Annotated in this window: 25 protein-coding genes; 11 read left to right on the top strand and 14 right to left on the bottom strand. The window is 69.4% G+C overall.

Translation table 11 applies throughout. The features are described 5' to 3' along the window. The first annotated feature begins 6 nt into the window (after window positions 1-6). The gene (locus AMYAL_RS0142825; RefSeq protein ID WP_020637469.1) at window positions 7-609 is read left to right on the top strand and encodes a TetR/AcrR family transcriptional regulator; all 603 of its coding nucleotides are present in this window, start codon (window positions 7-9) and stop codon (window positions 607-609) included. Further along, complete coding sequence (locus AMYAL_RS0142820; protein WP_020637468.1) at window positions 602-1,753, top strand: acetyl-CoA C-acetyltransferase; 1,152 nt, start codon at window positions 602-604, stop codon at window positions 1,751-1,753. Before AMYAL_RS0142825 ends, AMYAL_RS0142820 begins: the two co-directional genes overlap by 8 nt. Here AMYAL_RS0142820 and AMYAL_RS47480 read toward each other — a convergent pair. Then, on the bottom strand, window positions 1,737-2,876 hold the full coding sequence (locus AMYAL_RS47480) for an MFS transporter (protein WP_020637467.1): 1,140 nt from the start codon (window positions 2,874-2,876) through the stop codon (window positions 1,737-1,739). The genes AMYAL_RS0142820 and AMYAL_RS47480 overlap by 17 nt on opposite strands. A 68-nt stretch (window positions 2,877-2,944) precedes the next feature. Between AMYAL_RS47480 and AMYAL_RS0142810 the strand changes: the two genes are divergently transcribed. Further along, window positions 2,945-3,397: a winged helix-turn-helix transcriptional regulator gene (locus tag AMYAL_RS0142810; RefSeq protein ID WP_020637466.1), complete on the top strand. Its 453-nt coding sequence runs from the start codon at window positions 2,945-2,947 to the stop codon at window positions 3,395-3,397. A gap of 684 nt (window positions 3,398-4,081) precedes the next feature. Here the strand turns inward: AMYAL_RS0142810 and AMYAL_RS0142805 are convergent. The 5 genes from AMYAL_RS0142805 to AMYAL_RS0142785 are packed head-to-tail and all read right to left on the bottom strand — an operon-like array spanning window position 4,082 to window position 7,592. Next, window positions 4,082-5,419 (bottom strand): NAD(P)/FAD-dependent oxidoreductase, encoded by a 1,338-nt coding sequence (locus AMYAL_RS0142805; protein WP_020637465.1) that lies wholly within the window; start codon window positions 5,417-5,419, stop codon window positions 4,082-4,084. Further along, complete coding sequence (locus AMYAL_RS0142800; protein WP_020637464.1) at window positions 5,412-5,648, bottom strand: ferredoxin; 237 nt, start codon at window positions 5,646-5,648, stop codon at window positions 5,412-5,414. Before AMYAL_RS0142800 ends, AMYAL_RS0142805 begins: the two co-directional genes overlap by 8 nt. A gap of 34 nt (window positions 5,649-5,682) precedes the next feature. Further along, entirely contained in the window at window positions 5,683-6,288 is a 606-nt protein-coding gene (locus AMYAL_RS0142795; protein WP_020637463.1) for a ferric reductase-like transmembrane domain-containing protein, read from the bottom strand. Next, the gene (locus AMYAL_RS0142790; protein WP_020637462.1) at window positions 6,281-7,048 is read right to left on the bottom strand and encodes a DUF4142 domain-containing protein; all 768 of its coding nucleotides are present in this window, start codon (window positions 7,046-7,048) and stop codon (window positions 6,281-6,283) included. The genes AMYAL_RS0142795 and AMYAL_RS0142790 overlap by 8 nt, the downstream gene beginning before the upstream one ends. After that, complete coding sequence (locus AMYAL_RS0142785) at window positions 7,032-7,592, bottom strand: hypothetical protein (RefSeq protein ID WP_026467923.1); 561 nt, start codon at window positions 7,590-7,592, stop codon at window positions 7,032-7,034. The genes AMYAL_RS0142790 and AMYAL_RS0142785 overlap by 17 nt, the downstream gene beginning before the upstream one ends. Window positions 7,593-7,828: 236 nt before the next feature. On the opposite strand from AMYAL_RS0142785, the gene AMYAL_RS0142780 reads away from it, so the two are divergent. The 3 genes from AMYAL_RS0142780 to AMYAL_RS0142770 all read left to right on the top strand — a co-directional run bounded on the left by AMYAL_RS0142780 (window position 7,829) and on the right by AMYAL_RS0142770 (window position 9,981). Next, entirely contained in the window at window positions 7,829-8,380 is a 552-nt protein-coding gene (locus AMYAL_RS0142780) for a sigma-70 family RNA polymerase sigma factor (protein ID WP_026467922.1), read from the top strand. Continuing rightward, complete coding sequence (locus AMYAL_RS0142775; RefSeq protein WP_020637460.1) at window positions 8,377-9,126, top strand: anti-sigma factor family protein; 750 nt, start codon at window positions 8,377-8,379, stop codon at window positions 9,124-9,126. Before AMYAL_RS0142780 ends, AMYAL_RS0142775 begins: the two co-directional genes overlap by 4 nt. A gap of 297 nt (window positions 9,127-9,423) precedes the next feature. Then, entirely contained in the window at window positions 9,424-9,981 is a 558-nt protein-coding gene (locus AMYAL_RS0142770; protein ID WP_020637459.1) for a sugar O-acetyltransferase, read from the top strand. Here the strand turns inward: AMYAL_RS0142770 and AMYAL_RS0142765 are convergent. Next, complete coding sequence (locus AMYAL_RS0142765) at window positions 9,978-10,445, bottom strand: Lrp/AsnC family transcriptional regulator (RefSeq protein ID WP_026467921.1); 468 nt, start codon at window positions 10,443-10,445, stop codon at window positions 9,978-9,980. The two genes, AMYAL_RS0142770 and AMYAL_RS0142765, sit on opposite strands and share 4 nt — an antisense overlap. Window positions 10,446-10,548: 103 nt before the next feature. Here AMYAL_RS0142765 and AMYAL_RS0142760 point away from each other — a divergent pair, with 103 nt between their 5' ends. Beyond that, window positions 10,549-11,025: a DUF2000 domain-containing protein gene (locus tag AMYAL_RS0142760; protein ID WP_020637457.1), complete on the top strand. Its 477-nt coding sequence runs from the start codon at window positions 10,549-10,551 to the stop codon at window positions 11,023-11,025. Window positions 11,026-11,028: 3 nt separating this feature from the next. Here AMYAL_RS0142760 and AMYAL_RS0142755 read toward each other — a convergent pair whose 3' ends face one another. The 5 genes from AMYAL_RS0142755 to AMYAL_RS0142735 are packed head-to-tail and all read right to left on the bottom strand — an operon-like array spanning window position 11,029 to window position 15,226. Beyond that, window positions 11,029-11,820: an alpha/beta fold hydrolase gene (locus tag AMYAL_RS0142755; protein WP_020637456.1), complete on the bottom strand. Its 792-nt coding sequence runs from the start codon at window positions 11,818-11,820 to the stop codon at window positions 11,029-11,031. 31 nt (window positions 11,821-11,851) lie between these two features. After that, the gene (locus AMYAL_RS0142750; RefSeq protein ID WP_020637455.1) at window positions 11,852-12,898 is read right to left on the bottom strand and encodes an NAD(P)H-dependent flavin oxidoreductase; all 1,047 of its coding nucleotides are present in this window, start codon (window positions 12,896-12,898) and stop codon (window positions 11,852-11,854) included. Next, the gene (locus tag AMYAL_RS0142745) at window positions 12,895-13,620 is read right to left on the bottom strand and encodes a CoA-transferase subunit beta (RefSeq protein WP_020637454.1); all 726 of its coding nucleotides are present in this window, start codon (window positions 13,618-13,620) and stop codon (window positions 12,895-12,897) included. Before AMYAL_RS0142745 ends, AMYAL_RS0142750 begins: the two co-directional genes overlap by 4 nt. Then, the gene (locus AMYAL_RS0142740) at window positions 13,617-14,477 is read right to left on the bottom strand and encodes a CoA transferase subunit A (protein WP_020637453.1); all 861 of its coding nucleotides are present in this window, start codon (window positions 14,475-14,477) and stop codon (window positions 13,617-13,619) included. The genes AMYAL_RS0142745 and AMYAL_RS0142740 overlap by 4 nt, the downstream gene beginning before the upstream one ends. Then, complete coding sequence (locus tag AMYAL_RS0142735; protein WP_020637452.1) at window positions 14,477-15,226, bottom strand: enoyl-CoA hydratase family protein; 750 nt, start codon at window positions 15,224-15,226, stop codon at window positions 14,477-14,479. The genes AMYAL_RS0142740 and AMYAL_RS0142735 overlap by 1 nt, the downstream gene beginning before the upstream one ends. Before the next feature lie 92 nt (window positions 15,227-15,318). Between AMYAL_RS0142735 and AMYAL_RS0142730 the strand changes: the two genes are divergently transcribed. Continuing rightward, the gene (locus AMYAL_RS0142730) at window positions 15,319-16,116 is read left to right on the top strand and encodes an SDR family oxidoreductase (protein WP_020637451.1); all 798 of its coding nucleotides are present in this window, start codon (window positions 15,319-15,321) and stop codon (window positions 16,114-16,116) included. Continuing rightward, window positions 16,113-17,018, top strand: coding sequence for an SDR family oxidoreductase (locus AMYAL_RS0142725; protein WP_020637450.1), 906 nt, complete (start codon window positions 16,113-16,115; stop codon window positions 17,016-17,018). The genes AMYAL_RS0142730 and AMYAL_RS0142725 overlap by 4 nt, the downstream gene beginning before the upstream one ends. 23 nt (window positions 17,019-17,041) lie before the next feature. Here the strand turns inward: AMYAL_RS0142725 and AMYAL_RS0142720 are convergent, their stop codons facing one another. Then, on the bottom strand, window positions 17,042-17,914 hold the full coding sequence (locus AMYAL_RS0142720) for a GNAT family N-acetyltransferase (protein ID WP_026467920.1): 873 nt from the start codon (window positions 17,912-17,914) through the stop codon (window positions 17,042-17,044). A gap of 57 nt (window positions 17,915-17,971) precedes the next feature. Between AMYAL_RS0142720 and AMYAL_RS0142715 the strand changes: the two genes are divergently transcribed. Together AMYAL_RS0142715 and AMYAL_RS0142710 are read left to right on the top strand one after the other, a co-directional pair. Next, entirely contained in the window at window positions 17,972-18,826 is an 855-nt protein-coding gene (locus AMYAL_RS0142715) for an SCO6745 family protein (protein WP_020637448.1), read from the top strand. 48 nt (window positions 18,827-18,874) lie between these two features. Continuing rightward, a complete protein-coding gene (locus tag AMYAL_RS0142710) occupies window positions 18,875-19,363 on the top strand; it encodes a pyridoxamine 5'-phosphate oxidase family protein (protein WP_020637447.1) in 489 nt (162 codons plus the stop codon). Window positions 19,364-19,673: 310 nt separating this feature from the next. On the opposite strand, the gene AMYAL_RS0142705 is transcribed toward AMYAL_RS0142710, so the two are convergent. Then, a complete protein-coding gene (locus tag AMYAL_RS0142705) occupies window positions 19,674-20,840 on the bottom strand; it encodes a steroid 3-ketoacyl-CoA thiolase (RefSeq protein ID WP_026467918.1) in 1,167 nt (388 codons plus the stop codon). Between the last annotated feature and the right edge of the window lie 78 nt (window positions 20,841-20,918).

Here is a 20,918-nt window from a genome sequence, read left to right as displayed (position 1 = left end):
GTAGCAATGAAAGCCAGTCCAGGGTCCCGCCGCGCCGAACTGCTCGCCCTCGCGGCGAAGCTGTTCGCCGAGCGCGGGTACGTCTCCACCACCGTGCGGGACATCGCGGACGCGGCGGGCATCCTTTCGGGCAGCCTCTACCACCATTTCGACTCGAAGGAGTCGATGGCCGACGAGATCCTCACCGTGTTCCTCGACGAACTCTTCGGCGCCTACGCCGAGATCGTCGCGGAAGGCCGAGGCCCGCGGGAGACGCTCGAAGCCGTCGTCGTGGCGTCGTTCGAGTCCATTCACCGGCGGCCCGCCGAGGTGGCGATCTACCAGTCCGAAGCGAAGCACCTGATGCAGTTGCCGCGGTTCGGCTACCTCACCGACCGCAACACCGAGTTCCGCAAACTGTGGAACGGGATCCTCACCGACGGCATCGCGGCCGGTGTGTTCCGCGAGGACCTCGACGTCGAACTCACCTACCGGTTCATCCGCGACACCGTCTGGGTGGCGGTGCGCTGGTACAACCCCGACGGATCGCTGAGCGCGGACGACGTCGCGCAGCAGTACCTCGGGATCCTGCTGGACGGCATTGCAACCAAAAGGAGGCGGCGTGGCTGAGGCGTATGTACTTGACGCGGTCCGGACCCCCGTCGGCAAACGCGGGGGATCGCTCAGCGGCGTCCATTCCGCGGATCTCGGCGCCCACGTCATCCAGGCCGTCGTCGAACGATCGGGGGTCGACGCGGACCTGGTCGACGACGTCATCCTGGGCTGCACCGACACGCTCGGACCGCAGTCGGGGAACATCGCGCGGACGGCGTGGCTCGCGGCGGGATTCGGGCATCACGTGCCCGGTGTGACGGTCGACCGGCAGTGCGGTTCGAGCCAGCAGGCCGTGCACTTCGCCGCGCAGGCGGTGCTGTCCGGGACGATGGACCTCGTGCTCGCCGGCGGCGTGCAGAACATGAGCGCTATCCCGATCAGCGCGGCGATGCTCGCCGGGCGCGAGTACGGCTTCGAGGACCCGTTCTCCGGTTCGAAGGGCTGGCAGGAGCGGTACGGCAGCGTCGAGGTTTCGCAGTTCCGCAGCGCCGACATGATCGCCGAGCACTGGGACCTGACCCGCGAGGCGATGGAGGAATTCGCCTTCCGCAGTCATCAGCGCGCGATCGCGGCCATCGACGAAGGCCGGTTCGCCGCCGAGATCACGCCGTTCGCCGGTGTCGGCCTGGACGAAGGGCCCAGGCGGGACACCACGCTGGAACGGATGGCCGGGCTGAAGCCGCTGAGCGAGGGTTCGCGCATTACCGCGGCCGTGGCCAGCCAGATCTCGGACGGCGCCAGCGCGACCCTCATCGCGTCGGAGAAGTTCGTCGAGGAACACGGCCTCACCCCGCGCGCCAGGATCCACCATCTTTCGGTGCGGGCGGCGGATCCGGTGTGGATGCTGACCGGGCCGATCCCGGCGACCGCGCACGCGCTGCGGAAGACCGGGCTGAGCATCGAGGACATCGACCTGTTCGAGGTCAACGAGGCGTTCGCGAGTGTCGTCCTGGCGTGGATCGAGGAGACGGGCGCCGATCCGGACCGGGTCAACGTCAACGGCGGTGGGATCGCGCTCGGTCACCCCATCGGGGCGACCGGGACGAAACTGTTCGCGACCCTGCTGCACGAACTCGAACGCCGCGGCGGACGCTACGGGCTGCAGACGATGTGCGAGGGCGGCGGGACGGCGAACGTCACGATCATCGAGCGGCTTTGACGCTCCACGTGGCGAGCGCCAACGCGCTGAAGGCCGCGCCGAGCAGGCAGACGCCGGTCCAGCCCGCGATCGCGTAGACGGCCGTCGAGCCGATGGCTCCCACGCCGCTGCCGACGGAGTAGAAGATCATGTACCCGCCGATCAGCCTGCTGCCGGCGTCCGGCCGGAGCGGGTAGATCAGCGTCTGGCTCGTGACGTGCACGGCCTGGACGGCCAGATCGAGCAGGATCGCGCCCGCCGCCAGGGCCCACAGTGACACGCGCGTGAAACCCAGCGGCAGCCACGAGAGCAGGAGCAGACCGAGCGCGAGCCCGGTCGTCCACTGTGCGCGGCCGCGGTCCGCGAGCCGTCCGGCGGGCGCCGCCGCCAGCGCGCCCGCCGCCCCGGCCAGCCCGAACGCGCCGATGGCGGTATGCGACAGGCCGTCCTCGCTGAGCGGCAAGGCGACCGAGCTCCAGAGGGTGCCGAAAGCGGCGAAGATCAGCAGCGCGAGCGTTCCGCGCGTCCGGAAGACCGGTTCCCGGACGAAAAGCGCCAGGGTGGAACGCAGCAGCCGCCGGTAGCCCATGCCGTTTCCGGTCGAGGAGGGCAGCACGCGGTACAGCACGATCGCGATCAGCACGGTCACCCCGGCGGACACCACGTACACCGCGCGCCAGCCGGCGAGGTCGGCCAGCGTCCCGGACACCGTGCGCGCGAGCAGGATCCCGAGGACGACGCCGGTCGTCACGAGGCCGACCACGCGCCCGCGCCCGGCCGGGTCCGCCAGCGAGGCCGCGAACGCGACCAGCAGCTGCGTGACCACCGCGAGCACGCCGATCGCCGCCATCCCGGCGAGCAGTACGACCTCGTTCGTAGCGGTCGCGGCCACCAGTTCGGCCACCGCGAGCAGGGTCAGCAGCCCGACGACGAGCCGCCGCCGGTCGAGCAGGTCGCCGAGCGGGACCAGCAGGAACAGGCCCAGGCCGTAGCCGAGCTGGGTGAGCGTGACGATGCCGCCCACGGTCGACGCGGCGATCCCGAGGTCGGCGCCCATGGTGACGAGCAGGGGCTGGGCGAAGTAGATCGTGGCGACGGCCGTCCCGGCGGCCACGGCGAACAACAGGACGACTCCGGATCGCACACATCCTCCAAGTGGTTTCAACTTGCTACCACTGGGACGGTAGAACAGTCCGGTTGTAAGATGCAACCATGGTGAAGCGGACGACGTTCGACGAAGCTCCGTGCCCGGTGGCGCGCTCGCTCGACACGATCGGCGACTGGTGGTCACTCCTGATCGTGCGCGACGCCTTCGACGGCGTCCGCCGCTTCGGTGAGTTCCAGCGCGGTCTCGGCGTCGCGAAGAACATCCTGTCCGCCCGGCTGCGGGCACTCGTCGGGCACGGGGTGCTCGACGTGGTCCCGGCTTCGGACGGGAGCACCTACAGCGAGTACGTCCTGACGGCGAAGGGGCGCGACCTGTTCCCGGTGATCGTCGCGCTGCGGCAGTGGGGCGAGGCGCACTTCTTCGCCGAGGGCGAACCGCGGTCGGAACTGGTGGACCGCGACGGCGGGCGCCCGCTGCGGGCGCTGGAGGTCCACGCCTCGGACGGGCGTCTCGTCGGCCCGGACGACACGGTGGTGGTGAAGGCACCGGTCTCGTGAGTGGCGAGCGTCTGTGCCGGGCGAACGCCCCTGCGCCCTGGCCGCTACCTCGGCGGGCGGTGTCGTGAAAGCCACTTTCAGGGCATCAGGTGTCCCGAAAGTGGCTTTCGCGACACCCGGAGCCGGCCCGGTGCGGTGACGTGGGAAAGCAGTGCCGCGGGAAACCGGTGCCGCGGGAAGCAGTGCCGCGGGAAAGCAGTGCCGCGAAAGCCACTTTCGCAACGTTGAAGGTTGCGAAAGTGGCTTTCGCAACGCGTTCCGCCGCGTGCGCTCGACGCGCAGGGAGCCGTCCGCGCGCGCGATGCGGTGAAGTCCACCCGCACTCACGTGATGCGACACCGCACTCACGTGATCAGAGACGGAACTCGCGTGATCAGAAGCCGCACACCCGAGTGCGGCATCCCGTCACGCGAGTTCCGCCCTCGATCACGCGAGTCACGTCCCTGATCACGCGAGTGACGAGTTCATCGATCGGGGCCCTCCCAGGTGAGTCAAGCCTGGAAGGGCCCCGACCGGATACGGGGAGCCAGAAGGGCGGTATCCGACGGAGCCCGAATCACCGTCGGACCCGGATCCTCCCGGCGTCCCCAGGGGGTGGCGGTGGGCGCGGAGGCCCAGCTGCCCACCGCCACCTGAGGGGACCGCGGCCGCCGCGCGCGGCCCCGGTCCGTTCGCGATCCCGTGTCACCCGGCGGGAACGCGAGCCCAGGGCATCTCCTCCTGCGCGGGTACGGCCGCGGTCGGGGTGTCGGACAGGAAGTCCCGTTCGAACGGGGCGAGGACGTCCTCCCCGATCGGCGTCGACTCCGCCGCGGCGAACGAAGGCCCGGCGACGGCGGGAGCGGGGAACACCGGCTCGGGCACCGGCAGCCGCCGGTCGAGTTCGGCGGTCCAGTGGATCATCGCCTTCGGCCGATCCCAGCCCGCCGCGCCGACGAGCCTGCCTTCGCGCACGAAACCGGTGACCCCGTCGGAAAGTTCGATCGTGTCCTTGCCCAGCGACGGCATCCCGACGGTCTGCAGTCGCGTGTCGTACAACGACGACCAGGCGCGGGGGAGCGGCGTGTACGGTCGCGCGCTGCCCCGGCCCAGCATCAGGCTTTCCGCCGCCGCCCGCCCGGATTCGACACCGTTCATCCAGTGCTCGACGCGGCGCGGGGTCTCGTCGATCCGCAGGTTCGGCCACTTCGCGACGTCGCCGGCGACCACGACGTCTTCCGCCCCGACGGCGAACAGCGTCGCCTCGCACAGGACGCCGTCGTCGATGGTCAGCTCCGAGCCGCGCAGCCAGTCCACGGCCGGCACGCTGCCGATCGAGAGCACGACACAACTGGCCACCAGGAACTGGTTGTTGGTCAGGTGCAGCCCGACCGTCTCCTTGGTGCTGATCCAGTTCCGCACCTCGGTGTTCATCGCCAGCTTCGCGCGATGGTGCTGGTGTTCCTTGGCGAGCGCCGACGCGATCCGCTCCCCGAAGCGGTGCAAGGGCGCCTTCGCGTGGCCGATGAGCGTGACGTCGCGGCCCAGGTACCGCATCGACGCGGCGAACTCGTTCCCGATCAGGCCGCTGCCGATCACCACGACGGACTTGTTGCTGTTCCCCAAAGCCCGCCGGACGGCCAGTGAATCCTCCACGGTGCGCAGCACCCGGACACGGGGGTCGTGGCGCGGAGAGCCGGGGAGATGCCGGGGATAGACGCCGGTCGCGACGATGAGGCCGTCGTACCAAAGGGATTCCCCGCCCGGCAGGTGGACCGTGCGTTCCTTCGTGTCGAGCCAGGTCGCGCGGGTGCCGAGCCGCCAGTGGACGTCCAGGTCCAGATACGGCTCCAGGCTCGCGGCCACCGGTTTCACCCCGCCGGTGACGAGCTCCTTCGACACCATCGGCCGGTGGTAGGGCTTCCGCGGTTCGTCGCCGACCAGCACGATCTCGCCGTCGAAACCGAGTTCCCGCAGGCGTTCCGCGGAACGGAGCCCGGCGACACCCGCGCCGACGACGACGATCCGGTCTCCGTCACTCATCGTCGTACGCTCCTTCTCCCTTGACTCTGATGGCTTGTTTCGGGCAGAGCCTCGCCGCGGAGATGGCCTGGTCCAAACCGTCCCGGCCGACCATCCGGCGGATGCGGAGCTTGCCGTCCGGCCCGATCTTGAACGTGGCAGGCGCCTCCATCTCGCAGAAGCCGAAGATCTCGCACCGCTCGTTGTCGACGCTGACGCGAGTGCCGCGCCGTACGTTTCCGAAGATCATTTTTCTCTTTCCTCCAAGTCGTTCCGCGCGGCCGTCAGACCAGTTCCTCGACCAGGCCCAGCCGTTCCAGGTACCGGGTGGGGGTGAACCGCAGCGCGGTCAGCAGGACCGCGGGGACCAGCAGCGTGATCCCGCCGAACCACAGGAGGCCGAGATGCCCGTTGGCCATGGCGCCGAAGAACGAATGCAGCGCCGTGATCGCGACCGCCGGATAGGCGAGCCGGTGGATCCACAGAAAGCGCCGGTAGGAGCTGAACCGGCTGATCCCGCCGGTCAGCGCGACGGCGATCATCACCTCGAGCCCGATGACGCCCAGTTCGTGCCGCGCGAGCGTGCCCGGCAGCAGCGGGACCGAGATCTGCGCCAGGGTGAATCCGTCGGGCAGGAACAGGAACGACATCGCGTGCACGACACCGAACGACAGCGCCAGGATGCCGAGCACCATATGCGAGTTGCGCAATGCCTTCCGCCCGGTCAGCGACTTGATCCAGCCGGTCGCGGTGAACACGCCCCAGCACAGGGTCAGGCACATGAAGCCGTAAGAGATCCGGGCGGAGGTCTGCGCCATCCCCTTGATTCCGGGGTCGGTGTCCGTTTTCTGGGTCAGGACGAGCACCACCTCGGACCACTGGTCATACATGGATCTCTCCTGGGGCACTGGGAACCGGTTCCGGTTCGGCGGCGGCCGCGCGTTTGCGGGTCCGGGTGTTCTTGCTGCGCAGGGTCCGGATGGCGAAGAACAGCCCGCCACCGAGCGCCACCGCGAGCAGCAGGCCGAGGGCGAGGTCGCCGAAACCGACGTCCGTCGCCGCGTTGGCCGTGTTCGACTGCGGCACCGGGGCTTCCGGCATCAGCGAATGGTCGACGACGCCAGTGCTCTCCAGCAGGGTCATGTGGCGCAGCACGGCCTGGTTGGCCGTGGTGGCGTAGTCACGCACGACGTCGTTGCGGGTACCGGCCCTGACCTGGGCGATGAGGGGGAACAGCACGCCGTGCGCGTACCGGAGCCGGTTCGCGAAGATCCGGTCGAACTCGCTGTCGTCGCGGGCGGCCTTCATCTCGCCGAGCCACGCTGCCTGCTGATCCGACGGCTCGGTCGGCAGGGTGATGCCGAACCGGTCGGCGATGGAATGCGTCGCGGTGTCGAGCCTGCCGTGGTCGATCATCAGCGTCCGGCCGACTTCGCGGACCCGTTTGCTCTTCCCGCGTTCCTGCGCCCACATCCCGGCTGGCATTTCCCACAGCCCGGCCAGTTTGACGTTGACGATCAGGTTCTTGTCCGCCGCGGACAGCTGCTGGGCGTGCGCGGCGCCGACGGGGCCGAACAGGGTCGCCGCGGCCGTGAGCAGCAGGACGAGCAGCGAGCGGGAGAGTCTGGGGAGGTCAGATGCCGAGGTCATCGGCCTGCCAGGTGTCCGCGGTGAGCAGCACTTTCGTGCCGTCCGGTTTGGCCGGGAACCACGCGTTGTCGGCACCCTGCCCGCCGGTGTTGCCGGGCATCGCGTCCTTGGCGTTGCGGTAGAGCGGCCAGCCCGCGAGCGTGATCTGCTCGGTGCCGTCGTCCCTGGTCACGGTGCCGACCAGGGCGCGATCGATCCCGGTCACCACGAGATCGCCGCCTGCCTTGGCGGGAATCCAGGTGCGCGAACAGGTTTCGGCGCAGTTCGACTTGGGCGGGTTGACCGTGTCCTTGTCGTAGCGGTAAAGCGTGAAGCCGTTCGTGTCGGTGACGATCGGTCCGAGGTCGAACAGGATCGCCGCCGTGACACCGGGGGCCGGTTCGGCCGCCGGGTCGGGCATGCCGGGGATCCGGGCGGCTCCGGCGGCGGGAGCCGCGCCCGGAGAGCCGTTCGGTCCCGCGGTACCGGTGGTGCAGGCCGAGGTCAGCGCGATCGCGGACAGGGTCAGGGTCAAAGGTATGACCGAGCGTGACACGGGGTTCACGGAAATCCTCCTGTCGGGGCCAGAGGAGTGTGCGCAGGCAGGTTTAAGTACACTGTGGACAGTCATGATCCACAGTGGATTCGGCGATGCGGGGGACAGCGCCGGGTCGGGGTCTTCGGTAGTGGATACGGTCACGAGTCGGGAACGGTTCAAAAAACTTTCACCGCGCGAAGAAACCGGTACCGAACGGTTTTGGTACTGGACTTATCGCCCCTGAGCCCACAAAGATGTGCCGCGTGGGACGCCACTCTCGGATACTGCAGCCAATTGTCGATCATGACCCCGTGTCGAACGGGCATGACGACCTCATCAGGGCGTTGTACCAGGAGTTCGGGTCGAGCCTGATGGCGTTCGTGCTGAAGCTGACCGGTCACGATCGTCAGTGGGCCGAGGACGTGGTACAGGAAACGCTCATCAAGGCGTGGCGCAACGCAGGCAAGCTCGACCGGCAGCCGGAGATGCTGCGCGCCTGGCTGTTCACCGTGGCCAGGCGCATCGTCATCGACGGCTGGCGGAGCCGGAGCGCCCGTCCTCAAGAGGTGGAGGAACTGGAGTCGGATTCGATCGGAGTACCGGACGAATCGGAGAAGACGCTCGCGGCCATGATCGTTTACGAGGCCCTGCGCAATCTTTCCCCGGAACAACGTGAGGCCGTCCAGCAGACCTACTTGCGTGACCGCACCGTGAACGAGGTCGCGGCGACGCTCGGGGTTCCGCCGGGTACGGTGAAATCGCGGATCCACCACGCTGTGCGCGCGCTGCGCAGGGCGTTGCAGGAGCGGGGGTGAGCGAGGTGTCCGGAGCGCCGCACACGGATATCGCCGCCTACGTGCTCGGCGTCCTCGGCGAGGAGGATCACGCCGGATTCGAAGCGCATCTGCTGGAGTGTCCCGAGTGTCAGGTCGAGCTGGTGGAGATGTACCACCTGCCCGACATCCTGGACATGGTCAAGAAGAGCTGGCCGGACCCGCCGGTGAAGGGGCCGGGGCCGCGGGTGCTGCGGATGCTGCTCGCGGACGCCGCCAAGGCGAACCGTCGTCGCAAGATCGTCCGGCTCGCGACGGCCGCCGCCGTACTCGTGCTCGTCGTCGGCGGACCGCTCGTCGTTCTCTCGGTCACGAACCGTGAACCGGTTGTCACGCAGGCCGCGCCCTCGATCGTCACGTCGGTGGTGTCCTCTCCGTCGCCGTCCAGGGAGGTGGGCCCGGAAGGCGGCGCCGCCCCGTTCGGCTGGTCCGAGGCGGGCAACGCGGTCGCCGCGGAGGTCACGGTCCAGGAGAAGGAGTGGGGCAGCGCGGTCGAACTCGAACTGCGCGGCCTCATCGGGCCGATGACCTGCCAGCTCTTCGCCTACTCCCACGGTGGAGAGGCCTACGTCGTCAACAACTGGACCGTGCCGTCCAAAGGGTACGGCGTCCCCGGTTCGCCGGACCCCCTCGTCATCACCGGTTCGACGGCGTTGCGGAAAGCCGACATCGAACGTTTCGAGGTCCACAAGCAGGACGGCACGGTGCTGGCCGTCGTGCGCCGATAGCGCTTTCTCGATCTTTTTTTGAACCGCTCGCGGTTCGGAACCGTATCTACCGTTAGCCGGACCGGAATTCGGAAAGGCGCGGAAGCAAGCACTGTCGACTGTGGACGATGAGCACCGGCGAACAGGAGGAAGATACTCCGGCCCGGCGGGTCCCCCCTACACCTCACCCACCCGCCGGGCCGGCCCTACCCGAACAGATCGACACAACTGAAGAACGCTCCGCAAGCGTCCACCCGCCCTGTCGGCGGCTTCCCGAGTGAAGCCCGCCGGCAGGGCTCTTTTCGGTAGGTTGGCGGCATGGGTGAGCAAAAGGACCGCATGCTGAGCGGCGAGCTGTACCGGGACAACGACCCCGAACTGGTCGCGGACCGCAGGCGCGCACAGGCCCTTGTGGACCGCTTCAACGGCACAGGCGCCGAGGAGACCGGTGAGCGGGACACGGTTTTGCGCGAGCTGCTGGGAAACCTCGGTGAAGGTTCCTGGATCATGCCGCGGTTCCAGTGCGACTACGGCTATCTGATCGAGATCGGTGCCAACAGTTTCCTCAACTACGACGCGATCCTCCTCGACTGCGCCCCGATCAAGATCGGCTCGGACTGCTCGATCGGCCCGCGCTGTCAGCTGCTGACCGCGCTGCATCCCATGGAGGACCACGAGCTGCGGCGGCAGCGCTGGGAGTCGGCCGCGCCGATCACCATCGGGGACAACGTCTGGTTCGGCGGCGGCGTCATCGTCTGTGCCGGGGTGACCATCGGGGACGACACCGTGGTGGGCGCGGGCAGCGTCGTCACCCGCGATCTGCCGTCGAAGGTGTTCGCCGCGGGCAATCCGGCCCGCGTCATCCGGGAACTCTAGCGGTCCACCGGCGTGATCTTGGTGCGCCTGCTGTGCTCGAACACCATGGAGGTGCGCACGTCGGCGACCTCCGCGCGTTCGGTCAGCTTGTCGATCACGAAGGCGTAGAGGGCGTCGTTGTCGGGGACCGCGACATGCAGGATGAAGTCCTCGGTCCCGGTGGTCACGTAGAGCCCGACGAGGTCGGGCAGCGCGTTGACCCAGTTCCGGAAGCCTTCGATGTTCCGCCGCGAGGGCGGGCGCACCCGCACCGCGATGAGCGCCTGCACCCCGCGGCCGATCGACGGCAGATCCACGTCCAGCAGCGCGCCGCGGATCACGCCGCGTTCCCGCAGGGCGCGGGTGCGGTCCAGCGCGGTGGTCGGCGAAACCCCCACCGCGGCGGCCACCTCACGGTTGGTCTTCCGTGCGTCCGACTGCAATTGCGCCAGGATCGCCTTATCAAGTTCGTCCAACCGTGCCATCTCAGACCTCTTGCCGTATTAAGTACGAACACAGTGGACTCTACTCGTATGTCCTCTTAGCTTGGCGTTGTTCATCCGTTGATGTGAGCAGGAGACCAGCTGAATGTCCGAGTACGGTACGGCCATCGGGTTCGCGCCCGACGAGATCGACTTCACCGCGTCCACCCGATCGGCCAGGCTGAAGTGGGTCATCGTGGTCAACAGCGAGCTGCCGCCGGGGCGCGCGGTCAACGCGGCGGTCTGCACCGCCGTCGCCACCACGAAGGCCGTGACCGGTCTTCTCGGTGACGAGGCTGTCGACGCCGGCGGCGAGCACTACACGGGCTTGCCGTGGGTCGGTTGCTCGATCCTGTCGGCCGACGCCGGGAAGCTGCGGGCCATCCGCGCCAAGGCCGCCGCCTCGCCGGGATGCCATGTCGCCGACATGCCCGCGGTCGCCCAGCAGATCCGGGTCTACACCGATTTCCTCGCGACGATGAAGGAGATCCCGACCGGGGAGATGGACTTCTGCGCGATCGGCATCGTCGGGCCGCGCAACCGGATCGACAAGCTGGTCGGGAAACTGCCCCTGATGGCGTGACCCTCAGCCTTCGAGGAGGTCCCGCAGCGCTTCGGTGAACTGGGCCGGGTTCCGCTGCGGCGCCAGATGCGCCCCCGGTACCTCCGTGAACGGCAATCCCAGCTCCAGCGCGAGGATCTTCGCGGGCTGGTAGTGGTAGTGCCCGCGGCTGCCGACGCCTGCGACGGGAAAGATCTCGGTACTGGCCCTCCGAAGCGCCCGCAGATCGGGAAGGTAGTCGAGAATCTCGGCCAGCTCGCGGGCGAACAGCCGCTTCCACTCCTCCTCGTTCGGCAGCCGGATCGCGCGCAGTTCGGGCAGCGCGGCGCCGGCGATCCCGTCGGTGAACCGCTTGAACGCCCCCATCAGGTCACCCGCCTGCGCGAGCCGGACCTGTGCGTTGGCCTCGTCGAGCCAGCCGAGCGCGTCCGGGAGCAGCTGGATGGCGGGCGGTTCGTGCGCGACCAGGACACTCGCCGCGTCCGGGTAGCGGGCGACGAGGTCGAGGCCGATCAGGGCGCCCGCGCTGGTCCCGAACACGCTCGCGGGCCCGCCGCCGACGTGCTGGAGGACGGCGTGGGCGTCGTCGGCCTGCTTCGGCACGCTGACCGGGCCGGTGCTGGTGTCGGTACTGCGGAAGTGCCCGCGCCGGTCGTAGGTGACGACGGTGTAGTCGACGGCGAGCAGCTTCGTCATCGCCCGGAAGGTGTCCGCCGAGCCCAGCCCACCGGCGATCAGGAGCAGAAGCGGCCCTTCGCCGGTACTGCGGACGTACAGCTCGCCGTCCTCGACCGGACAACGACTCTCCGAGATCATGGCCGAAGTCAAGCACAGCTCGCCCGGTCCCTCACTCGGAGGCCAGCCGCCGCAGGATCCCGGTGGCGTCGGCCACGATCGTCTCGATCAGCTCGCCGACCGCGGGCAGGTCGTCCAGCAGGCCGACGACCTGCCCGGACGCCAGCACCCCGGCGCTCCGATCGCCCTCGACCAGCCCGGCGCGCAGCAGCATCGGCGTGTTGGCGGCCATCAGCACCTGCGACCACGTCCGGTCGCCGCTCCGTCGCATCCGCAGCCCCTCGGTGGCCAGCGAGCGCCACGACAGTCCGCTCAGCTTCCGGAACTTCGCGGCGTTGCGGACCGACCTGGCGAGCCCGCTCACCGGACCGGCGGACTCGAGCGCGTCGACGAGCTCCGTCCGCAGGACGCGATGCGGCATCCCGTCCACCTTGCGGGTGACGACGGTGCCGTTGAGGTCGCGGGCGAGGTAGGCCTGCTTGATCTCCTCGGGGACGGTGCTTTCCTTCGTCAGGAGGAATCGGGTGCCCATCGCGACACCGGCCGCCCCGTAGGCGAGCGCGGCGGCCAGCCCCCGGCCGTCGAAGAAGCCGCCCGCCGCGACCACCGGGATGTCGACGGCGTCCAGCACCGACGGCAGCAGCAGTGTCGTCGCGACCCCGCCGGTGTGCCCGCCGCCCTCGCCGCCCTGCACGATGACGGCGTCGGCACCCCAGCCCGCGACCTTCTCCGCGTGCCTGGCCGCGCCGACCGAGGGGACGACGAGGACGCCGTTGTCCTTCAGCCGCGCGATCATGTCCTTCTTCGGCGCGAGCGCGAAGGAAGCGACCTTGACTTCCTCGGCGATGAGCAGCTCGACCCGGCGCGCGGCGTCTTCGGCGTCCGCGCGGAGATTGACCCCGAACGGCCGCGACGTGCGGCTCTTGACCTCCTTGATCGCCGCCGCCAGCTCGTCGTAGGTCATCGTCGCGGACGCGAGGATGCCGAGACCGCCCGCTTCCGCCGTCGCCGACACCAGCCGCGGCCCGGCGACCCAGCCCATGCCGGTCTGCACGACCGGATACCGGATGCCCGCCAGTTCGGTCAGCGCGGTCCTCACGACGGGACTTCCTTGTCCCGCAAGGACTTTGGATCCAGGCTGGTCCGGATCAGGAGTAGTTCGGATTCGGTCGGCAGCCGGGATTCCGTGACGCCGTCGGTGATCAGCGGGAACGACGTCGCCTCGACGACCTCGTCCACGGAAACCCCCGGATGCACGGAAAGCAGCCGCGGCGCGTGGTCTTCGCCGCCGAAGTCCAGGACACCGAGGTTGGTGACGACACGGTGGACGTCGTGATGCCGCAGGCCGGCCTCGCGCGCCCTGGCGTAGCCGACGCCGGACACGATGTCGACCTGCTCGACGAAGACCCGCTTGCCGTGCCGCGGCACCCAGTAGCTCGTGCGGTGGTTGGCCGTGTTGCCCGGCCCGCCGCGCACTCCGAGAAGTTGTTTCTTGGGGCGGGAATGCCCGCCGATCGCCGAGATGTTCTGGTTGCCCTCACCGTCGATCTGGTTGGCGCCCATCACCACGTGGCGTTTCCCGCGCGGCACCACGGTGTCGAGGACCTTGCGGAACGGCTGCCAGCCTTCGATGACGGCGTCGGAGGTCATCAGGTACGCCTCGCCGTCGGACAGCACGAGGTCCGGTTCGAAGGTCAGCCTGGCGAGCCGGGCGCCCAGCGACGGGATGAAACCCATGGGGCTGACCACGATCTCGCCGTCACCGCGGAACAACTCGGCGCAGGCGACGACCGCCACTTCGGCACGACTGATGTCACTCACGCTGACTCCCCGAATTCGGCGACGGCCTTCTGGTACTGCGCTTCGTCCCCGGACAGGAACCTGTCGACGAATCCAGGCCACGCGTCGAGATCCTTGGCGGACTCGGCGTAGTGCCGCTGAAAACGTTCGTCGCGCCCGTAGTCCGGGACGGCGGTGGTGAAATGCGCGCCGTTCGGCGTTTCGGCGACCCCGGTGACGAGCATCCGGCTCAGCAGCAGGCTCTGCACCGGCCCCGCTTCGGCGAGTTCCGCCGTCTCCACGATCTTTTCCGTTGACACGTAACACTTGTCGGCGGCGAGCGCGAACAGTTCGTCGAAGTACGGATCCGGGCCGAGGTACTGCGCGTTGCCCCGCGCGTCGGCGCGGTTGAGGTGGACGAAGGCCGCGTCGAGCTTGAGCGCGGGCACCGCCAGCAACTCCTCGGCGTCGTCATACGGCGATCGGACGATCCGCAGCGACGAGTTCAGGTCCATGACGCCCGAGCCGAGGCCCGCGCGCGTCGGCAGGAACGGAAGTCGTTGCGCGGCGGCGGAAAGGCCGGTCCCGAAAACGCCTTCGTCGTACTCCGTGACGGTGATCGACCCGGATTCCCGCGCACGGGAGAACCACGGGTCGAACGGGATCGTGTCCAGGGTGACGAAGCCGAAGACGAGGTGCTTGATCTTGCCCGCCGACGCCAGCAGCCCGACGTCCGGACCGCCGTAGGAGACCACGGTGAGATCCTTGACCGGCGAGCGCAGGATCGCGCGCACCAGCGCCATGGGCTTGCGCCGGGAGCCCCAGCCGCCGATCCCGATGGTCATGCCGTCCCTGAGTTCGCCGACTATCTCGTCCGGCGTCATCCGCTTGTCGGCCATCACTTCCCCTTACCGTCCAGGAACTCCTGGCGCGCGCCGTCCGAGACGCCCGCCAGGTTGAGTTCGAAGGTGAATCCCTGTTCGAAGCGGTAGCTGCGGTGCACGGGCTGGACGTCGATGCCGTTGATGGCCTGTTTCGCGGCGCGGATCACGCGGGTGTCCTTGGCCGCGATCTGCCGGGCGACGCCGAGCGCGGTCTCGTCGAGTTCGTCCCGCGGGACCACGGCGTAGACCGAACCGTGGTGGTGCAGCTGAGCCGCGGTGATCGTCGAAGCCGTGTAGTACAGGGCCCGCATCAGATGCTGGGGGACCAGCCGCGCGAGATGGGTCGCCGCGCCCAGTGCGCCGCGATCGACCTCGGGCAGCCCGAAGGTCGCGTCCTCGCTGGCGACCACGACGTCCGCGTTGCCGACCAGGCCGACCCCACCACCGAGGCAGAAGCCCTGCACCGCGGCGATCACCGGGACCGCGCAGTCGTAAACGGCGGAGAACGCCGCCGCGCAGCCCTCGTTCGCGCCGATCAGCGCGCCGTACCCCGGATCGCGCTGGATCTCCTTGATGTCGACCCCGGCGTTGAACCCCCGGCCCTCCGCGCGCAGCACCACGACATGCGTCGCGGGATCCCGCCCGGCGTCGGTGACGGCGGACGCGAGGGCGAACCATCCCTTCACGCTCAGCGCGTTCACCGGGGGCGCGTCGACCGTGACCACGGCGATGCCGGGCTCCGGTGAGTGGGTGGAAACGGTCATCGGGCACCCTCCACAGCTACCAAACCTAGCACTTGCTTGGTACGTTAGCAGGACGTCCGGCTCGGGTACAGCGACCGTGAAGGAGGACCGGCATGACACTCGAACTCCGGCTCGACGGTGCCGTGGTGCTGGTGACCGGTGGGGTACGCGGCGTCGGGGCCGGTGTCACCAGGGCGTTTCTGCGCGCCGGCGCCGAAGTCGTCACCTGCGCCCGCACCGAACCCGAGCGTCCCGTGTGCGCCGAAGGCAGGGCGTCGACGTTCATCTCCTGCGACGTCCGCGACGCCGGAGAGGTCGACGCGCTCTTCGAGGAGATCGTCCGGCGGCACGGCAGGCTCGACGTCGTGGTGAACAACGCGGGCGGCGCGCCGTACGCCGAGGTGGCGGACGCGTCGCCGCGGTTCCACGAAAAGATCGTCGCGCTGAACCTGCTGGCCCCGCTGACCGTCGCCCGCGCGGCGAACGCGCTCATGCAGCGTCAGGACGGTGGCGGGGTCATCGTGAACATCAGCAGTGTCAGCGCGACGAGACCGTCGCCGGGGACGGCGTCCTACGGCGCGGCGAAAGCGGGCCTGGACAACCTGACCGCGACGCTCGCCGTCGAGTGGGCGCCGAAGGTGCGGGTCAACGCGCTCGATGTCGGCATGGTGCGGACCGAACACTCGCATCTGCACTACGGCGACGAGGCGGGGATCGCGGCCGTGGGCGCGACAGTCCCGTTAGGACGGTTGGCCGAACCGGACGAGATCGGCTCCTGCGCGGTGTTCCTGGCGTCTCCTCTGGCCTCCTATGTCAGTGGTGCCTGCCTGACCGTGCACGGCGGGGGAGAGCTGCCTGCTTTCCTCGCCGCCTCCAATTCCCAGCCAAAAGAACGAAAGGAGCCGGTGTGAGCGGGATCGCCGACGGCCGGATCGTGGTGGTGACCGGTGCCGGTCGAGGCATCGGGCGGGCGCACGCGCTCGCGTTCGCGGCCGAGGGCGCGCGGGTGGTGGTGAACGACCTCGGCGCCGGGATCGACGGCAGCGGCGGATCGGCGGGCCCGGCGCAGGACGTCGTCGACGAGATCGAGGCGCTCGGCGGCAAGGCGGTGGCGAACACCGACGACATCGCGTCCTGGGACGGCGCCGCGGCGCTGGTGCGGACCGCCGTCGAAACCTTCGGCGGGCTGGACGTCCTGGTGAACAACGCCGGATTCCTGCGCGACCGGATGCTGGTCAACCTCGGCGAGGACGAATGGGACGCCGTCATCCGCGTCCACCTGAAGGGACACTTCGCGCCGACACGGCACGCCGCCGAATACTGGCGAACCGAGGCGAAGGCGGGCCGGAAGCGGGCCGCACGGGTGATCAACACGAGCTCCGGCGCTGGCCTGCTCGGCAGCGTCGGGCAGGGGAACTACGCGGCCGCGAAGTCCGGGATCCTCGGGCTCACGCTGGTCGCGGCGACCGAATTCGCGCGCTACGGCGTCACCGTGAACGCGATCGCCCCGGCCGCCCGCACCCGGATGACCGAAGAGGCGTTCGCCGACGACATGGCCGCCCCGGAGGCCGGTTTCGACGCCATGGCCCCGGAAAACGTGTCGCCGCTGGTGGTGTGGCTCGGCAGCGAGGAGTCGTCCGGGGTGACCGGGCGGGTGTTCGAGGTCGACGGCGGGCGCGTGTCGATCGCGCAGGGCTGGCGGCACGGCGCGGTGCGGGACAAAGGTTCCCGGTGGGCCCCCGCCGAACTCGGCCCGGTGGTGGCCGACTTGCTGGCGGAGGCCCCGGTACCTGAAAGTGTTTACGGGGCTTAGGTTTTACGACTAGCCTCGAGGGCTCAGGCGTCCCGCGTCAGGTCCAGGATCTCGGCCCACGGCTGGAACCCGCCCGACTTGTAGGTCGTCACAGCGGCGACGTTGGAGCTGGGCGTGTTCACGATCGCGCTCGACGAGCCGAGCTCCTGGAGCGCGGCCTCCGCGGCGACGGTGATCGCCCGGCCGTAGCCGTGGCCACGCTGGTCCCGGTGCACGCCCATCGGTTCGAGCAACCCCGGCTTGCCGGGACCGGCCGACCACACGGCCACCGCCGCGACGGCGGCACCTCGGTCGTCATAGCCGAGCAGGCACCGGGCATCGGCGTAAGCCGCCCCGGTCGCCATCGTCCGCCACTTCTCGGCGGTGAACGTCGAGCCGGTGAACGACGCCCCGATGACTTCGGCCCACACGGCCGCCAGATCTGCGCCGACCGCCTCGATCCGCAGGTCCGGGGCCTTCACCGGCTCGGCGAGGTCGAGGCTCAACGGCGTCCACGGCTCCTCGTCGTCGATACGCCAGCCATGTCCAGGCAGCACGTCTCGGAGCAGCGCGTCCATCGGAGCCTCGACGGAGACACTCCCCTCGGGCAGGACACCGCGGTCCGGCGTGGCCACGTCTTCGGCCACTCGCCGCGCCAGTTCCTCGTCCCGGCGGACGTCCGGCGCGGTCGTGAACCGCAGGAGGTCGGCTCCGTCCAGGAACCCGACGGCGAGGATCCGGCCGTCCCGGCGCCAGATCCGGACGGCCGCGGCCGTCTCCTCCGCTCCCTTGCGCCAGAACCAGCCGAGGTCACCGGGATGCAGTTGCCACGCCACTCCGTCGGACTGCCAGTCCCGCAGCGCGGCCACAGCCTCGCGCAGCCCATCGATTCCCGGCTTCTCCACGATGATCGCCATGCCCGTGATCACACACCACCCGGCGCGGAGTCGCATCCGGTTTTCGGCGAGACCAGGATGGGGGACGTGACGTCACTTCAGCGCCGCCTCTGGGAGGCGGTCGAGCCACTGCACGCCGTCGTCTACTTCGCGCCGGAAACGGCGGCCGCGGCGAAGGCGGTGGGCCTGCCGAGCTGGTGGATGGGGTATTTCGCCGGACGGGTCGCGCCGCTCGGGCCGCTGCCGGAACCACCGGTGACCGCGATGCTCTTCGGATTCGCCCCGCGGATGGTCGCGCGATCCCTGCCCGATGCGTGGAAATACGCCCAGCCCGCCGTCGTGCTCCAGAGCCGGATGGAGGCCGTCGAGGCGGCTCTGAAGCGGATCCTGCCCGAGGAAGCACCTTTCGGCGAGCTGGCCGACCTGCTCGAACAGGCCGTCACCGGTTGCGATCACGCGGCCAGGCCCCTCGCCGCCGCCTGGTCCACGGTCACCCGGCCCGCCTCGCCGATCGGCCGGATCTGGCTCGCGGCGACGGTGCTGCGCGAGCATCGCGGGGACGGGCACGTCCTCTCCGCCGTCGCCGCCGGGCTGCGCGGGCTCGACACGACGCTGACCCACATCGGCAGCGGGGCGGTGACGCGCGAGGTCGTCCAGATCAACCGCGGCTGGTCCGACGATGACTGGGACGAGAGCGTCGCACGGCTGACCGAACGGGGCATCCTCGACGGCGACCTGACCCTCACCGACGCGGGAATCGTTCTGCGCCAACGGATCGAGGACGACACCGATCGTCTCGCCACCGGCCCCCTCGAAGCACTCGGCGAGGACGGCGTCGCCGAGATCCGGCGGATCGCCGTCTCGGTGAGCCGCCGGATCTTCGACGCCGGGGCGATCCCGCTGCCGAATCCGATGGGTGCACCACGCCCCTGACAGCCCTGACCCCTCCAAACTGTCGGACCCCGGTGGGACGCTGTCTCCATGGCGACGTGGCGGCAGTTCAGTGAAGAGGCACCCGCGCTGGCGGGGAAGATCAAGGAGCGGTTCACCGCGGCGAAGTCGCATGTGCTGGCGACGGTCCGGCGGGACGGCTCGCCCCGTGTCAGTGGCAGTGAGGTCGATTTCCGTGAACAGGACCTGCTGATCGGTTCGATGATCAACGCGATGAAGGCGAAAGACCTGCAACGTGACGGCAGATTCGCGATCCACGCCGCCTCGGCGATCGACGAGGGCGGCGCGGACGCGAAGGTGTCGGGAAAGGCCGTCGAGATCACAGATCCGGCGGAGATCGCCCGCCTGCAGGGCGACGACGGGGAGGCTCACGTCTTCCGGCTCGACCTCACCGAGGTGGTGCTGACCTGGGTCGAGGGCAACACGATCTATTTCGACTTCTGGAAGGAGGGGCAGGGGAGCAAACGGCTCGCGAGACCGGACAACGGTCCGGTGGTCGAGGTCGCCTTGGGTGGGTGAGTGGCGATTCGGGTTCTTGAGCCGAAGGTGTCTGGCCGGGCTGCCGGCGAGGACTGTTCGGGTGATCGCTACCCACTGCCGGGCGGGTGGCCCTGTCGGGAAGCGTTGTGAAAGCCACTTTCGCAACGCTGAAGGTTGCGAAAGTGGCTTTCATGACACCGGGTCCGCGTCGGTACAGGTGGTCGTCCCAACGGCCACCTCGTGCCCATGTCGCGAAAGCCACTTTCGAGACGTCAGACGTCCCGAAAGTGGCTTTCACAACACCTCAGCCACCCGACCCACCCACGCCACCTCTCGGTTACCCGGCCCCTCAAGCGATCCGTTCGATGATGGTGCCGGTGGAAAGCGCGCCGCCGGCGCACATCGTCACCAGCGCGGTGCTCGCGTCGCGGCGTTCCAGTTCGTGCAGCGCCGTGGTCAGCAGGCGGGCGCCGGTGCTGCCGACGGGATGCCCGAGCGCGATCGCGCCACCGTTCACGTTGACCTTGTCCTCGTCGGGCCGGTGCACCCGTTGCCACGACAGCACGACCGAAGCGAACGCCTCGTTGACTTCGAACAGGTCGAGGTCGCCGATCGTCATGCCCGCCTTGGCCAGGACACGTTCGGTCGCCTGCACGGGGCCGTCGAGGTGGTAGTACGGCTCCGCGCCGACCAAGGCCTGCGAGACGATCCGCGCCCGCGGCTTGAGGCCCAGTGCCTTGGCCCGGTCCGAGTCCATCAGGAGGAGCGCGGCCGCGCCGTCGGAGATCTGCGAGGACGTCCCCGCGGTGTGCACGCCGCCTTCGAGGACGGGCTTGAGCTTGGCGAGGCCTTCGACGGTCGTCTCGCGCAGGCCCTGGTCGCGGGTCACCAGTCGCGTCTCGCCGGTCGGCTTGCCGTCCTCGCCGAGGACGGGAGCCTTCACCGCGACGACCTCGCGGTCGAAGTGCCCCGCCGCCCACGCGGCGGCGGCCTTGGCCTGCGACGCCGTCCCGAACCGGTCGACGTCGTCGCGGGTGATCCCGCGGCGTTCGGCGATCCGTTCGGCCGCGCCGTACTGGTTCGGCATGTCGATCGACCACGATTCCGGCCGTGGCGTGCCGATGCTCTCACCGCGGTTCGCGCCGAGCGGGACCCGGCTCATCGCCTCGACGCCGCAGGAGATGCCCGCGTCGATCGCGCCTGCCGCGATGAGCCCGGCGATCAGGTGCGTCGCCTGCTGCGCGGAGCCGCATTGGGCGTCGATTGTGGTCGCGCCCGTGGTCTCGGGGAGCCCGGCGTGCAGCCACGCCGTCCGCGTGACGTTGCCCGCCTGCTCACCAGCCTGGGTCACGGCGCCGCCGATCGCCTGTTCGACCAGCGCGGGAGCCAGCCCCGCGCGTTCGAGCAGGGCGCGCTGCGCCGCGCCGAGGATCTCGGCGGCGTGCAGGCCTGCCAAGTGGCCCTTGCGCTTGCCGACAGGGGTGCGGACCGCCTCGACGATCACCGGACTACCCACGTTCGCCTCCTGGGAAACACTGTTCACTGCCTGAAAAAGTAGAACACGTTCTTGATTTGGGCAAGTAGCCCCAGGAGC

Origin of the sequence: Amycolatopsis alba DSM 44262 (assembly GCF_000384215.1) — a bacterium.
In the GTDB taxonomy this organism is placed as follows: Bacteria; Actinomycetota; Actinomycetes; order Mycobacteriales; family Pseudonocardiaceae; genus Amycolatopsis; species Amycolatopsis alba.
Note: the sequence above shows the minus strand (reverse complement) of the source record. Positions and strands in the feature narration are given on the sequence as shown.

Coding starts and splice junctions, on each gene's coding strand:
- AMYAL_RS0142825 (WP_020637469.1), top strand. CDS start 7: ATGAAAGCCAGTCCAGGGTCCCGCCGCGCCGAACTGCTCGCCCTCGCG.
- AMYAL_RS0142810 (WP_020637466.1), top strand. CDS start 2,945: ATGGTGAAGCGGACGACGTTCGACGAAGCTCCGTGCCCGGTGGCGCGC.
- AMYAL_RS0142805 (WP_020637465.1), bottom strand. CDS start 5,419: ATGAGTGACGGAGACCGGATCGTCGTCGTCGGCGCGGGTGTCGCCGGG.
- AMYAL_RS0142800 (WP_020637464.1), bottom strand. CDS start 5,648: ATGATCTTCGGAAACGTACGGCGCGGCACTCGCGTCAGCGTCGACAAC.
- AMYAL_RS0142795 (WP_020637463.1), bottom strand. CDS start 6,288: ATGTATGACCAGTGGTCCGAGGTGGTGCTCGTCCTGACCCAGAAAACG.
- AMYAL_RS0142790 (WP_020637462.1), bottom strand. CDS start 7,048: ATGACCTCGGCATCTGACCTCCCCAGACTCTCCCGCTCGCTGCTCGTC.
- AMYAL_RS0142770 (WP_020637459.1), top strand. CDS start 9,424: ATGGGTGAGCAAAAGGACCGCATGCTGAGCGGCGAGCTGTACCGGGAC.
- AMYAL_RS0142765 (WP_026467921.1), bottom strand. CDS start 10,445: ATGGCACGGTTGGACGAACTTGATAAGGCGATCCTGGCGCAATTGCAG.
- AMYAL_RS0142760 (WP_020637457.1), top strand. CDS start 10,549: ATGTCCGAGTACGGTACGGCCATCGGGTTCGCGCCCGACGAGATCGAC.
- AMYAL_RS0142755 (WP_020637456.1), bottom strand. CDS start 11,820: ATGATCTCGGAGAGTCGTTGTCCGGTCGAGGACGGCGAGCTGTACGTC.
- AMYAL_RS0142740 (WP_020637453.1), bottom strand. CDS start 14,477: ATGGCCGACAAGCGGATGACGCCGGACGAGATAGTCGGCGAACTCAGG.
- AMYAL_RS0142735 (WP_020637452.1), bottom strand. CDS start 15,226: ATGACCGTTTCCACCCACTCACCGGAGCCCGGCATCGCCGTGGTCACG.
- AMYAL_RS0142730 (WP_020637451.1), top strand. CDS start 15,319: ATGACACTCGAACTCCGGCTCGACGGTGCCGTGGTGCTGGTGACCGGT.
- AMYAL_RS0142720 (WP_026467920.1), bottom strand. CDS start 17,914: ATGGCGATCATCGTGGAGAAGCCGGGAATCGATGGGCTGCGCGAGGCT.
- AMYAL_RS0142715 (WP_020637448.1), top strand. CDS start 17,972: ATGGGGGACGTGACGTCACTTCAGCGCCGCCTCTGGGAGGCGGTCGAG.
- AMYAL_RS0142710 (WP_020637447.1), top strand. CDS start 18,875: ATGGCGACGTGGCGGCAGTTCAGTGAAGAGGCACCCGCGCTGGCGGGG.